Annotated in this window: 15 protein-coding genes; 4 read left to right on the plus strand and 11 right to left on the minus strand. The window is 48.8% G+C overall.

The genetic code is table 11. From position 1 onward, the window contains the following. Nucleotides 1-68: 68 nt before the first annotated feature. The 6 genes from codY to BMW55_RS17380 all read right to left on the minus strand — a co-directional run bounded on the left by codY (nt 69) and on the right by BMW55_RS17380 (nt 5,251). The gene (gene codY, locus BMW55_RS17350) at nt 69-848 is read right to left on the minus strand and encodes a GTP-sensing pleiotropic transcriptional regulator CodY (RefSeq protein ID WP_089972711.1); all 780 of its coding nucleotides are present in this window, start codon (nt 846-848) and stop codon (nt 69-71) included. 220 nt (nt 849-1,068) lie between these two features. Continuing rightward, the gene (gene lepB / locus BMW55_RS17355; protein WP_170840007.1) at nt 1,069-1,611 is read right to left on the minus strand and encodes a signal peptidase I; all 543 of its coding nucleotides are present in this window, start codon (nt 1,609-1,611) and stop codon (nt 1,069-1,071) included. 16 nt (nt 1,612-1,627) lie between these two features. Continuing rightward, entirely contained in the window at nt 1,628-2,176 is a 549-nt protein-coding gene (locus BMW55_RS17360; RefSeq protein ID WP_089972717.1) for a DUF402 domain-containing protein, read from the minus strand. 375 nt (nt 2,177-2,551) lie between these two features. Then, complete coding sequence (proC, locus tag BMW55_RS17370; RefSeq protein ID WP_089972850.1) at nt 2,552-3,397, minus strand: pyrroline-5-carboxylate reductase; 846 nt, start codon at nt 3,395-3,397, stop codon at nt 2,552-2,554. A 638-nt stretch (nt 3,398-4,035) separates the two neighbouring features. Next, nucleotides 4,036-4,473, minus strand: a complete 438-nt coding sequence (locus BMW55_RS17375; RefSeq protein ID WP_089972722.1) for a GNAT family N-acetyltransferase — start codon at nt 4,471-4,473, stop codon at nt 4,036-4,038. A 94-nt stretch (nt 4,474-4,567) separates the two neighbouring features. Further along, a complete protein-coding gene (locus BMW55_RS17380; RefSeq protein ID WP_089972726.1) occupies nt 4,568-5,251 on the minus strand; it encodes a hypothetical protein in 684 nt (227 codons plus the stop codon). Between the two features lie 273 nt (nt 5,252-5,524). On the opposite strand from BMW55_RS17380, the gene BMW55_RS19855 reads away from it, so the two are divergent. From BMW55_RS19855 to BMW55_RS17395, 3 genes are all read left to right on the plus strand, one after another. Further along, nucleotides 5,525-5,653: a hypothetical protein gene (locus BMW55_RS19855; RefSeq protein WP_280139801.1), complete on the plus strand. Its 129-nt coding sequence runs from the start codon at nt 5,525-5,527 to the stop codon at nt 5,651-5,653. Nucleotides 5,654-5,989: 336 nt separating this feature from the next. Further along, nucleotides 5,990-6,511, plus strand: coding sequence for a DinB family protein (locus tag BMW55_RS17390; RefSeq protein WP_089972732.1), 522 nt, complete (start codon nt 5,990-5,992; stop codon nt 6,509-6,511). A 90-nt stretch (nt 6,512-6,601) separates the two neighbouring features. After that, nucleotides 6,602-6,787 (plus strand): hypothetical protein, encoded by a 186-nt coding sequence (locus BMW55_RS17395; RefSeq protein WP_089972736.1) that lies wholly within the window; start codon nt 6,602-6,604, stop codon nt 6,785-6,787. Nucleotides 6,788-6,897: 110 nt separating this feature from the next. Here the strand turns inward: BMW55_RS17395 and pabB are convergent, their stop codons facing one another. Then, a complete protein-coding gene (gene pabB, locus BMW55_RS17400) occupies nt 6,898-8,343 on the minus strand; it encodes an aminodeoxychorismate synthase component I (protein ID WP_089972739.1) in 1,446 nt (481 codons plus the stop codon). A 71-nt stretch (nt 8,344-8,414) separates the two neighbouring features. Here pabB and BMW55_RS17405 point away from each other — a divergent pair, with 71 nt between their 5' ends. Beyond that, the gene (locus tag BMW55_RS17405; RefSeq protein ID WP_244527617.1) at nt 8,415-8,639 is read left to right on the plus strand and encodes a hypothetical protein; all 225 of its coding nucleotides are present in this window, start codon (nt 8,415-8,417) and stop codon (nt 8,637-8,639) included. 47 nt (nt 8,640-8,686) lie between these two features. Here the strand turns inward: BMW55_RS17405 and BMW55_RS19760 are convergent, their stop codons facing one another. The 4 genes from BMW55_RS19760 to BMW55_RS17425 all read right to left on the minus strand — a co-directional run bounded on the left by BMW55_RS19760 (nt 8,687) and on the right by BMW55_RS17425 (nt 13,010). Continuing rightward, nucleotides 8,687-10,246, minus strand: a complete 1,560-nt coding sequence (locus BMW55_RS19760) for a VanW family protein (RefSeq protein ID WP_244527618.1) — start codon at nt 10,244-10,246, stop codon at nt 8,687-8,689. A gap of 100 nt (nt 10,247-10,346) precedes the next feature. Further along, nucleotides 10,347-11,411 (minus strand): A/G-specific adenine glycosylase, encoded by a 1,065-nt coding sequence (gene mutY, locus BMW55_RS17415; protein ID WP_244527619.1) that lies wholly within the window; start codon nt 11,409-11,411, stop codon nt 10,347-10,349. 10 nt (nt 11,412-11,421) lie between these two features. Then, nucleotides 11,422-12,669 (minus strand): TolB-like translocation protein, encoded by a 1,248-nt coding sequence (locus tag BMW55_RS17420; RefSeq protein ID WP_089972744.1) that lies wholly within the window; start codon nt 12,667-12,669, stop codon nt 11,422-11,424. Nucleotides 12,670-12,686: 17 nt separating this feature from the next. Then, nucleotides 12,687-13,010: an MFS transporter gene (locus tag BMW55_RS17425; RefSeq protein WP_089972748.1), complete on the minus strand. Its 324-nt coding sequence runs from the start codon at nt 13,008-13,010 to the stop codon at nt 12,687-12,689. Between the last annotated feature and the right edge of the window lie 36 nt (nt 13,011-13,046).

Raw genomic sequence — 13,046 nt, forward strand, 5'->3', positions numbered from 1 at the left:
ATCAAGCCGGACGAATCCCTTTGCCTCTCTGGCTTGGCAGCCCAGGGCCGGCTTGTCCGCTACTTGTCTTAGTGACGGGCTTTTTCAAGAGCCGGCAAGAGTTTGGGGTTTAAGATTTTGATATAGGTTCCTTTCATCCCCAACGAGCGGGATTCAACCACGCCGGCGCTTTCCAGCTTCCGGAGAGCATTGACGATGACGGAGCGGGTAATTCCCACGCGATCGGCAATTTTGCTGGCAACCAGCAACCCTTCCATTCCATCCAACTCTTTGAAGATGTGCTCAGCCGCTTCCAATTCACTGAAGGAGAGCGAGTTGATCGCCAGCTGGACGACAGCCCGGCTGCGGGCCTCTTCTTCAATTTGTCCGGCCCGTTCACGCAGGATTTCCATTCCCACAACCGTTGCACCATACTCTGCCAGGACGAGGTCATCCTCTTCAAACTGATCGTTCAAGCGGGAAAGAACGAGCGTTCCCAGATGGTCGCCTCCTCCGACAATCGGCACCAATGTGGTGAAACCGGTTTTAAAAAAGTCTTTCATCTCGGTCGGATAAGCGGTATAGGGGCTGTCCACACCGATGTTGGGCATGGTTTTATCCGCTTCCATCAGGAGTCTTGCGTATTCACCCGGGAATTCGCGGTTTTTCAGATACTGTTGCATGCGTTCACTTTCGATTTCGTGATTCAAGGCCAGTCCCAGAATTTTTCCTTCGGGGCTGACGACATAGATATTGGCGGAGATGACATCACAAAGGGCTTGTGCCACATCATCAAAGTCGACCAGGTGATGCCCTACATTTTTTTGTAGAATCTTGGAAATACGCCGTGTTTTGTTAAGTAAGTCCATCGTTCAAATCCTCCTTAAGTAAACTCATTTTGTATGTTGAATGGGTCGCCCAAAGTCATTCAATGCGAACTTGAGCATTGGACGATTGACAGAATTGACACGGGGGAAGAAATTAAATACCTTAACTATTATGCGACATTTGAGCAAATAGGCAATTTCATTTTTGTGAACAGTTTTTGACTTTTATACCTTTTTGAAATTGTTTCCTCTCCCCGTCACGCTAAAGGGATGCAGCGAGGGAAGGGCGCCACAGGATGAGTTCCACTTTTCCGTCAATATTGGAAAACGGAACCATACCCACACTCTCGTAGCGGCTGTCTCTGCTCGCGTACCGGTGGCGGTTGTCTCCCATCACGAAGACTGTTCCCGGTTTCACGATGACAGGACCGAAATTGCCATCCTCAATGAGGGAATCGATGTAAGATTCCTTGACTCTTACACCATTTCGAAACAGGTTGCCGTTTTTAATCTCGATCTTGTCACCGGGAACCCCCACTACCCTTTTTACCAGATACCGGCTCTCATCGGAAGGATCTTGAAACGTGATCACATCCCCGACGGACGGCGGTTCCAGCAAGAACTTGAATTTGTTGACCAGCAGGCGGTCACCATTTTGCAAAGTGGGTTGCATGGATGTTCCGTTGACCACCGATAAAGCAACCCCGTACTGGTTGAAAGCAAACGCGAACAATGTCGCGAATAGGAGGATGTACCCCCATCTTTTGAACCGTTGAACCTGTAATTGAACCTGTACAACTTTCACCTCTATCTTCACTCCATTACCTATATTCAGTTTTTAGAGAAAGATATTGATGATACCAGGTTTGTGCGAAATCGCGGGTAAACGGTTCTTCTCTCTGATGAATGGCTTCCACTAACTGCCGCCTGGCCAGTTTTACCTGTTCGATCACACCGGCCGGATATCGGTAGCGGACGCTGTTTTCGCGAAACTCATCTTCGTCCACCCACCGGTAACCCAGGTCGGGCTCCACGATGAGATCCAGATCATAATCGATATAGGTAAGCGTTTTTGGGCGGCCATCAACGAATTGATAAGGTGACGCAATGTTGCAGTAGTAGTTTTTCAGCCGAAACTGCTCATCGTATAAAAGAACCGTGTGAAACCATTGTTGGCTGGAAAAATGAACAATGGACAAACCTGGAAAAATCCATTCTTTTCCGTCTCTTTCCACCACCTGAGCATTGTAATTGGCAAGAATCAATGGTTCTCCATGCTTGAGGATGACCGATTCTTTCCAAATCCGGTGGATCTTTTTTCCGTGTTTGTAGCTCTCGATGCGGACAATCTCTCCTGATTGGAGCTGCAAGCTGACTCACCTCATCAACTCTATTTATTTTATTTCCAAAATACGGAGATTGTAAAACACCTAAAACTCAGAATTTATTTTTTCGTGAATATTGTTGCATGGATTCACTTGAAGACCGCAGCTCTCTCCACGCCCTTTCCGATGCTTGCACCGGGGATCTTGCGTGCTGTGGTGCTCCAGGCTCCACATAAAAAAACCGAATCAAAGGATCCGGTTTCAAAGAGGCGGAAAAGGATGGTCCCAACACAGGGGGTTGAAGGTTTGTTCCCACCAAAACCACGGTCTGTTCAAACAAGCCGTCCCGCATATTCCGATATTGAATTATAACAAAGAATGGTGGCCGATTGACAAGGGCAACCACTCTGCTGCCAGGTTTTACCGCGTATGATGCAAAGCAACGGCGTATTGTTCTCCCATCTCTTTGGAACGCTCCTTGGCACGCAGAACCGCCTGAATCACTGCTTCATCAAAGCGATATCGGTGTAACACTTCCAGCGCAGCCATGGTCGTGCCACCGGGGGATGTAACTTCATTCCTCAGATCAGCTGCCCCTTTACCGCTTGTCATGAGCATTTGGGCCGCTCCGAGCAGTGTCTGCACTGTCAGGTTTCTCGCTGTCTCCGGGGTTAAGCCGGCTTGGACTCCCGCCGCCTCGAGTGCTTCCACCAGGTAATAAACGTACGCCGGGCCGCTGCCCGATAAACCCGTGACCGCATCCATCATCTCTTCCCGCACAGTGATCACGGAGCCAATCGCCGAAAAGATGCGGCAGGCTGTTTCCAATTCCTCCTCCCGGACCCATTGGCCCCGGCAAATTGCAGTCGCCGACAGCCCGACTGTACAGGAAGTATTGGGCATCACCCGAATCACGGGAAGCTTTTCCGCCAGGGCGCCTTCAATGCAGGAAGTGGAAATACCGGCGACGACAGAGATCAGCATCTGCCCTGCCCGAAACTGTTTCCCCCAATGATTCAGCACATCGGCCATATCTTTGGGTTTTACAGCCAAAATCACCACATCTGCCTCCAGAATTCGTTCCGGTTTATGGTTGCTTTCATCCAAACCGTAACGCCTGCTCAAACTCATCAGCCGCTCTTTGTCAGAACGGTTTACAAGCGCAACGTTTTCTGGCAATATTTCGCCTTTTTCCACCAATCCGGCCAAAATGGATTCTGCCATCGAACCCGCTCCGATCAATCCGAGCTTTCGATCCCGCAACATATGAATCCCTCCCTGGATCATCTCCATCGAATCTATGAGAAACAAAAAACCCCCTTTGTCCAAAGGACGAAAGAGGGTTCTTCCGCGGTACCACCTTTATTAGCGCGAAAAAGATTGCGCTCAGCTTACACACTCCGATAACGGGGAGACACCGGCCTGATTTATCATCATCCGCATCAGAGGGTGGGTTCAAACAGCCCATCATGGCAAAACCTTTCAGCCGACGGGTTTTGCTCTCTGGACAGATGGAGATGTTTTACTGGCCCTCGTCATCGCGTTTCATCCGAAAATATTTCTAACCATTTTAAGGGATCCATATCATTATTGTCAAGCGGATCATTTACTTGGGACCTGAGGAGTTTGGGGTAACGGCCGCCTCATCCGGCAAAAATTTATATAATTTTTTCCGTCAACACCGTTTTCATTAAAAAACACATCAAAAACTCAACAATAAAAAAATGAAACCGTCAAATAATTTTACTTTGAAAGCGCATTCAAAATGTAGTATTCTAATGTTATATTCATTATGCTTTACTACGAGAGGGTTTGGATCCAAAACATAAAAAAAGCTGCCCTCAGGCAGTCATAAAATCAGATCAGCTCATCTTGTGAAAAAACAGACAAACATTCATGGACACTCAGCCCGTTTTGTGCTGTGCAGAGATCAGCAAATCCTTTTCCAGCCGGGTACAACAACTGTTGCGGTACCCCAGGTGCTGGTAAAAAGGCAGAAGCTTTTGTGTCCCTTCGTCAACCGTGATCCAAATCCTCTTCACACCTTTTTGCAAAAAGCGTTCTTCCAAAGCATTGACCAGCCTCGTGCCAATTTTTTGCCGTTGGTAATCCGGGTGGACAGCCAAGCAATAAAAAAAGCCACTGCTTCCGTCGATCGTGCCGACAATGGCGCCGACAACTCTTCCATTGGGCGCTTCGGCGACCAGGACCAAATCGCGGTCAACGCCCAATTGCTCCGACAGAACTTGCAGTGTCTCTCTTTCCTGCTCATGAGATGCTGTCAGTTTCCAAATCTGTGAAACATCATATGCATCGGATAGCTGAAAGGAACGCAGTCGCATAATTGTTTTACCCTCCGTCAGGAAGTTTCACAATATCGTAGCTTTTTTATTTTACTTTAGATTAAATTTGTTTTCAATTGGCAGTTATCGACATTCATTGAGAGAGCTGCGGTTTGACTTGTTCACCTACATACCAGAGCCAGGGGATGTAAATGAAAATGACAACCCCGAGCACGACAGGGACGATTCCGTGGATCCAGCGATAAGCAATTGTCCCCAGCAGCAATATGGTCCAGACGAAAAATGACCACCAAGAAAGTTTACTGGAAAAATCACGGGTGCGGAACATGACCCCTGTGTAGATTAAACCGCTGATCGCAAAACAGGAGAGGCTGAAAATCCCGACCAGTTGGGACAACAGTTGGTCCCATTCAACCATGTGTTGGGCCAATCGGATGGAAGGCATGACCAAAAACAGCTCGGATAAGGCCGGAATCACAGTCATCTGAATAAAGTGGTTCACCACAACTGCCGATCCGCCGATGACACTGATCATCCAGGCCCATTGCAAGATCAGCCGGTACGTTTTATCCAGCGCAAATGTCAGGATGGTAAAGGTGCCGATCAGGGAAAGGACCGCTAAGGTCGACATCACCCAGGAAACGATCACCAGCGTTTCATTTTGGGAAATGTAGGCGGAACGAACCGGGACTGTACCACCGGCACTCTGGACAAGCACAAACAACATAAAGACAGACGCGGCAAAATGAAGGAAGGCTGAACCTCTAAAAATCCATGAAAACCAACCTTTCCTCACTCCAGTTGCGTGAAGCTCCATGCTACCAACCTTCCCCCTTTCCTTACCCTTTCCTCCGGCTGTCTCCCAATGCGCAAACAACTGGGAATATTTCTTTTTTTGTGTTTTTTGTATACTTATCTTATATTATAACCGATTCTCAGTCGAACTAATCGTGATTCTTCAGATATTATTTTTCAACCGTGTCGTCGCCTTGGTAAATAAGCTGGAGAAAAGGGTTATCTCATCAGGATGCCGGATGTTAACGATCGACGGTACATGAACCTCATTTTAACTGAGAAAGGAAAACACATAGTGAACAAGCGTTGGGAGAATATTCATGCCTTCCTTTATAACCGGATCCGTCATCTTGGTGAAGACGACTTGATTGATCTGGACTATGCGATCAACAAGATTCTTCGCATCATGAACAAGTTGGATTGACACGCTGCACGGCCTGAAGCCGCCCTTTCAGAGGCTGATCATCTGATCATTGGTGCGAATATACAGAGAATCGTATGGATAAATCCCCTTCTCATGTGAACTTGAAGGGGATTCTCTCTAATCAAATCCTGTTCGATCATTGAATGATTCCGTCTATGTCGCAGGAAGCGGAGAGATTCGATCTGGAGTCACCCGTCGGGAAATGGACAGGATCCCTCCATAGGAGTCTGAATTTTTCATAAATGATAAAGGATTTCAAACTCAAATGACGAATCTTAGGTGTAACGAACGCATGTTCCGAAAAAGGATCGATGCGGGAAAAGGGAGGAGCTTCAAGTGAAGCATCACGCATTACAACTGTATGATTATCATGTGTGGGCAAACCAGAGAATTGTCGAACGCCTCAAAGAGCTGCCGGAAGAGATTTGTCATAAGGAAATTCAAAGCGTCTTTTCTTCTATTTCAGAAGTGCTGACCCATATTTATCTCGTCGATACCTTGTGGTTGAGCGTGATGTCCGGGGACAGTTTTGATGAAACCATGGTTAAGCTTGAGCGGACGAAGGAAGAAACAAAAGGAAAGACGACCGGGGAAATGCAGACGATGTTTCTCGACCTGTCCAAACAGTACAAAGAATTTCTCGACCGCCGAGAAGATTTGGACCAACCCGTAACATACGAACACCCCCGCTTCGGAAAATTGGAAGCCTCTCTGTCCGAACTGGTCCAGCATGTTGTGAATCACGGGACCTATCACCGGGGGAATATCACAGCCATGTTACGGCAATTAGGACATGCCGGGGTTTCGACCGATTTTGTTTTTTATTTGTATGAAATGCGGCACGATACCCCGCGCTGACCCAAGAAGCGGATAATCAGAGACCCGTTTGGAACAAACTACACAAGGAGGAGATATGATCCCATCAAATTCAGCGAGGAGGAAAATGTCTTGGAAGAGCGGGAATTGTACCGCAATGTCCCGAATCCGGAAGTTTGTGAAATCCCCGGGGTTTGCGGCAACGGTGAAGAAGCTGCGGGCAAAGGGAAAAATGATCCATACAAACCCTACTATACCGCCAGATCGCGTAACCGATCGCCATTCAATGATCCCCTGAACGGGCCCGAAAGGGATTGACCTCTTTTGGGACCGGGATGCGTTTGGCCAACCTAGCGATCCTCTCCGGATCAGCTAGGTTTTTTATATTGGATCAAGCGGAGGCTTTAACCTGAATGGATCCCGTTTCCTCATGTGCGGGGAACGCTTGACGCTTGCAAATGGGCCCGGACAATCGCCTGTTTTAAGGCAAAAGCTTTGTCCATTGTCTCCTGGTATTCTTTTTCGGGATCCGAATCGGCGACAATCCCCCCGCCTACGTGAAAATAAGCTTTTCCTCCGCGGCAGATCAAGGTGCGGATCACCATGGAGAGATCCAATCCGCCTCTTAAGTCCAAATAACCCAATCCTCCCGAGTAAATTCCTCTGGCGACCGGCTCCAAGCCATGAAGAATCTCCATCGCGCGTATTTTGGGGGCTCCTGTCATCGATCCGCCGGGGAACGCCGCCTTGACCGCATCCAGAGGTCTCTGGCCGGATCTGAGCTCCCCTTCCACAATCGACACCAGCTGATGAACGGTCGCATAGCTTTCCACCCGCATCAGCGCAGGCACCCGGACGTGTCCCGTTTCACAAACACGCCCCAAATCATTGCGAACAAGATCTACGATCATGAGGTTTTCCGCCCGATCTTTTTCACTCGTTTGCAGTTCCCTCCTCAGCTGCTGGTCCTCGTCCGCCGAGGCTGATCGCGGGCGTGTTCCCTTAATGGGCCTGCTTTCCACGATTCCCCCGGCGCTGCATTTTAAAAAGCGTTCGGGAGACGAAGAAACGATATGGAGATCTTTCATCCGCACATAGCCGGAAAAAGGAGCGGGATTGATCCGGCGCAGGACGCGGTACAATTCAAACGGATCTTGGCCAAGGGATGCGGTTATTTGATGGGTGAAGCAGGCCTGGTAGATATCTCCCCTGGCGATATGCTCCTGGATCTCTTTTATTTTTGATATATAGGAGGCATAGGTTTCCCGCTGCTCAAACCAATGTTGATATGACGGCAAGTCCACCGGCGCAAGATCGGGTTCCGGAATGGAAAGAGCTGACGCCTCAGAGATTTGCCGCAAACGTTTTTCGCATTCCGCCCGTGCTGAGTCCAGTTCTGAGGAATCGGCAACCAAACGGCTCAAATAAGCTTTTTTCTCCACTTGGTCGTAAATGAGAACCTGATCGACAAACATCCAGAAAGCTTCCGGGGCTTCCGTGGGGTCGAATGAACGGACCGGAACGGCTTCCACATATTGATTCATTTCGTACCCAAAATAACCGACCAGCCCGGCGACAAACGGGATGCTTTGATGAAGGGAAGGAGGAAGCGGGTAATCATCCAAGATTTGCCGCACAACGTCAAAAGGATTTCGATCCGTGAGGTCCGTATGCGTTGGATACACGATTTCCGTTTTTCCCTTACGGGTAGAAACGAGAAACCGCGGGTTCGCACCCATGAAGGAATAGCGACTCAATCCGGGGATGATCCGGTTTCCATCCAACCAGAAGGCATAGGGCTGATCTTTATAGCAATGGGTAAACACCTTTTCGGGATCGATCCCAAACGGGATTTGCTGTAACAGTAATGGCATGGTAGAAACCTCTATTCACGGAGTATTTTTTTTGCGCTTTGTCTCATACTGAAACCGAGGAGTGATGTAAAGTGTATACTGGCCGCATTTTGGAAGAGCTCACCATGGTCCCTTTATCTGAATGGGATCTGCAAGAATTGTCTTATCATCATTCTATCATGGCACAAATGTCACCTTTCATGAACCAGCAGGGAATCAGCCTGCACCATCAATTGATCCGGGAAATCGAGCGCAGAGGCGGTCTCGCCGCCCTGGACGATCCGCGTTTGCAATTGGATTCTCCCTCTTTAGAGTAACCGAAACAGAAAAATCGTCCACACACATGGACGATTTTATTTTCATTTCAGTTATTCGTTTTGGGCAATTGATCGGTCGGCTTGTCAGGGTCTACTTGAATGGTCTTGAAGGATTCAGGCGCATCTTCCACCTTTTTCGTGTGAACTTTCGCCCCCGGAACCGTATAGGTATAGACCGTGATGGAGTTAGCTCCCACCTTGATCTTAATCAGCACCGGTTTATTCAAGTTGTTCCGGAATTTAAAATCAGGACCTCCCCAGGAGACCGTGGCGTCGCGTCCGGGCGGAACATAAGTGACTTCCGCGCTGTGATGGTACCGGGCTACGATTCGAAGGCCCGCTTCATCCACACTGTTAAAAAGCGTTGAAGATACCTGGCAAATTCCGCCGCCTATTCCTTCGCTAAATTCCCCTTTGACAATGACGGCTGCTTTTTTATAACCCCTGGCTGCCGTACGCGGGCCGACGATCTGGTTGAATGAGAACTTTTCTCCGGGCATCAGGATCAAACCGTTGATCGCCTTGGATGCCAGGCGGATGTTGGTGGTCCGGTTTACATTGCTGCCGTCAAATTTGGTGCGGTAATCCCCGATTAACTTCCCGTTGACTTGCCTTAAATCTTCAGCAGTGACCAGCGGTTCGACGGAAATCATCGGGATTTCCTGTGGCTTGTTGATCAGCGGTTTCAAGCTGGTTAACCACGCTTCCACCGCTTTCACATCCATTTTCCGTCCGGGTTTTTCCGGTGTGATCTCCTCTCCCCATCTTCTCATCTTGGCATTTTGCGCGGGTTGATACACCTTCATATTTACGTCTTGCAGCCAGTCGCGCAGTTTTGCTTCATCAATGGTGGAGGGATCTTCTCCGTTGTACCCGATCGTTCTCAAGTCCAGCTCAAACTTTTCGTCCTCCAGATAAAGCTGCAACTTGGCCGGCTGTGGTTTGGGTTTTGCCGGAGCCTGGGCACTCGGCGCATTTGCGTTGGAATCGAACGCATCAAACGCGTAAGCTCCCACACCCAGCGTGCCGAGCAGAATCAATAAAACAGCGACAGCCACTGCCCATACTTTCTTTTGATTGATTCCCGGTAAGCGGAGTTGCCCCATCGTTTCCTCTTTTCGGGACTCCTCTTCCTTCTTGCTGAACGCCTGTAACCCCGCCGGCTTTGATGACGGACGATCCTGAGCGGAAGAAACAGAGGGCGGGTTTTCTGCGGCCTCTTTTCCTTCCATCTTCTTCCCCTCTTGGGCGGGCCCGTCGTTGGGCGATTCCGCTTCGCTTGCCTGGTCTTTGTCTTTTGTGTTCCACTCATCCAGCGATTTCATTTCCACAGTATTGAAAAGACGATCCTCTACAGAATGAATGAACTCCTTTGGCTCCGGCTGTTGATTCTCATTCCCGGTTGCTGATGCCGGATCTTCTTCCTGCTTATTGCTTTCCTCGTTTTCAGCAGCAGAGACCCGCTCGCCCCTCTCCTCCTGCGATCCGGCATCTTCTTTCACAGGGCTTTCGTTCTTTAATTCGTTGGATTCGGATGAATGATGTTCCCCGGATTGCGGTTTTTCTTCAGGTGTATGGCCCCCAGCATTTATTTTTTTGTCTTCCACCCGTCTCTCTCCTCTTGTGTTAAAAAATCGGTAATTCAGAAGATCGTGAAATGGACGGCATTTTTTGTATACAAAAGAACCGGATAAAAAGTCCGATTTTTTATATAAGTTGTTTTAAAGCTTTACGGTAGACATTGGGAAACGCTCTTAAGCGGAGATCTTCCTTTTTCACCCATTCCCAGTTTTCGGGTAGCGGAAAATCGGGCTCCGATACCTCTGCCTGAATCATCACCACCTTCCAATGCCGATGGCTGAAGATATGCTCTAATCGGCCCTTTACTTGATAATTCGAAGCCGGGACTCCTTTTTTGTCACAAAAATTTTCCATCGTTTGCTCAAGCGTTTCTCCAGGGACTTGCTCAAATGTAGGCAGCCCCCACATACCGGCCAGTAAGCCCGTTTCAGGACGCTTTTCAACCAACACCCTTCCCGCACAGATGAGCCAGGCAAAGATCACATCCACCGGCTCCGGCGGTTTTTGCTTTTTCTTGCGAGGAAGTTCATGCTCAAGCCCTTCACGATATGCATGACATACCGACTGAACAGGACAAAATAAACATTGCGGGGACCCCGGAGTGCAGATCAACGCTCCCAATTCCATCAGCGCCTGGTTAAAATCGCCGGGAGCAGAATCCGGAATCAGGGCTTCGGCGATTCGTTCCATTTTTTTGCGCGTTGACTGTTTGGCGATGTCATCTGTGATCGCAAAAAGTCTTGAAAAGACACGCATCACATTCCCGTCGACGGCAGGGACTTTTTTATCGTAGGCAATACTGAGAATCGCACCTTTTGTATAAGGGCCAATCCCTTTCAGTTTGGCGATGGTTTCCGGTTCACTCGGGACTCTTCCGCCATAATTGGCCACAACTTCTTTGACGGCGGAGTGAAGATTGCGGGCTCGGGAATAGTAACCAAGCCCCTCCCATGCCTTGACGACTTGATCATCTGTAGCGTTGGCCAAATCCTCCAGTGTCGGGAACTGCTCCATGAACCGTTCGTAATAGGGAATAACCGTATCCACACGGGTTTGTTGCAACATAATTTCGGATAACCAGATCCGATAAGGATCCTTATTTTTTCTCCATGGGAGATCACGGCGGTTTTTCCGGTACCAATCCAAGAGCTCGCGCCGGATGACTTCTGCCGTTTCCGGGGAAGGCAACATATTTTTCCTCCTATTCTGCTGCATCTGATTGTAGTTGAGGCGGGAGATGAACGAGGCGGATCCATTGTCCCCGCGAGTCGGATTCGTGCACGATGGCTCTCTTTCTGTCATACGTTAAACGGAAACCGAGCAGTTGCCGGGAGGTTTTGTAGACTTCCCGTTCTTCGAATTGATCGCTCACGAATAATATCCGGTGATTCCGCACCAGCCAGATTCCGTTCAGATCCGGGCAGAAATACGGAAGCCCTTTCGTCTGTTTCCGGACAAATCCATCATACACCCTCGACTCCTGGGTATCTAAGTTAACAATTTTTAAACGGCCATCCAGGATATAAGTTAAAAACTTTCCGTTTTTACTTAACGTCAGAGAGCTTACCAGCTCCGGTTTGGCTGTGATTTCTTGTTCCACGTAATGAAACAACCGGGTGTCCATGACGTGGATTCTTTGCAGGCATTTTTCTCCCATTCGGACCCGCGTCACAAACGAAAAATAATAGCCATCCGGGTCCCAAACGGGATGTCCCATGACCGTCTCATCTTTTCCGGTCACATACATGGTATGCTGTTCCCCCGAATCCGGATTGAACAGCTGCAACTTCCCTTCTTGATCCACATAGAGCAGGTCCGATCTTCTCGGTGACCACACACCGCGAGATCCGTTGAGGAGGAATGAAGTCCATCCATCGGGGAGGCGAATCACCCTCTGTCCATTCACCAGCAAATATTTTTGATCCGCCGACCACTGGATGAATGTGGAAGAAGACAGGGCTTCGGGTTCTACCTGATCCGTGAGCGGAACATTTTGTGCTTGACCCGTTTTATACAGGTAGAGAGACCATTGGTTTTTCGTGTTTTTTCCTGCCCATACATAAGCGCTTCGATCTGGTGAAAGTGACAGGATCTGTCTGTTCAGTTCACCTGTGCCTCCGGCTGCCCGCTGAAGCAACAAGGATTGAAGCGTGTCTCGCGGCTGTCGTTTTTCCGCTTGAGTCAGCGAGACCGGCACAGGATGCAATTGACCTGTACGGAGATCAAATGACCAAAGGGATCGATTCGCCGCTTGTGAGATCAGAAAAAAGTATTGATGATCCTGTTCATGGATGGGAACGAATTGGTCGACACCCATTTCCAAGCCGGGAGAAGGGAGAGGAGGCCAAGAGGATGGATTTCCCGAAATCATAAAGAAGCTGTTCACGATTCCAAGCAGCAAAAGCCATACCACCGGTACGATCCAACGGGATTTATCGCTGGTGAACACTTTTTTACCAGCCTTCTTTATGTTGGGGATGATTGTTGTACAATAGGTTCAAATGCCCAAATTCGAATTCCGGATCTTCCTCCTTTGATCAAAGACTCCCATTCACAGCAGCCTCCGTGTTCCCGAAGTTCCCGAATTCGCAGGTAATCATTCCAATCGGCAACTTGAAGGATCTCGACAACGAGAAAGGGCTGTTCCGATCCGGTCAAAAACGAGTGGGATAGAATCCCGGCGGAAGACCGGGTCGTTTCCCGGATCACCGGAACCTGAGAGAGAAATTTTTCCCACTGTTCAGGCAGAACCTGGTATTCGATAAAAACGGTGTATGCAAGTTGTCTCATACATTCAACCCCTTATCTTTATCTTAGCAAATGGAA

It is taken from the genome of Lihuaxuella thermophila (assembly GCF_900110165.1).
Classification (GTDB): Bacteria; Bacillota; Bacilli; order Thermoactinomycetales; family Thermoactinomycetaceae; genus Lihuaxuella; species Lihuaxuella thermophila.

What these genes read in the sequence shown, in the direction of transcription:
- codY (WP_089972711.1), bottom strand. Translation starts at nt 848, where the DNA reads ATGGACTTACTTAACAAAACACGGCGTATTTCCAAGATTCTACAAAAA.
- proC (WP_089972850.1), bottom strand. Translation starts at nt 3,397, where the DNA reads ATGTTGCGGGATCGAAAGCTCGGATTGATCGGAGCGGGTTCGATGGCA.
- BMW55_RS17375 (WP_089972722.1), bottom strand. Translation starts at nt 4,473, where the DNA reads ATGCGACTGCGTTCCTTTCAGCTATCCGATGCATATGATGTTTCACAG.
- BMW55_RS17380 (WP_089972726.1), bottom strand. Translation starts at nt 5,251, where the DNA reads ATGGAGCTTCACGCAACTGGAGTGAGGAAAGGTTGGTTTTCATGGATT.
- pabB (WP_089972739.1), bottom strand. Translation starts at nt 8,343, where the DNA reads ATGCCATTACTGTTACAGCAAATCCCGTTTGGGATCGATCCCGAAAAG.
- mutY (WP_244527619.1), bottom strand. Translation starts at nt 11,411, where the DNA reads ATGTTGCCTTCCCCGGAAACGGCAGAAGTCATCCGGCGCGAGCTCTTG.
- BMW55_RS17425 (WP_089972748.1), bottom strand. Translation starts at nt 13,010, where the DNA reads ATGAGACAACTTGCATACACCGTTTTTATCGAATACCAGGTTCTGCCT.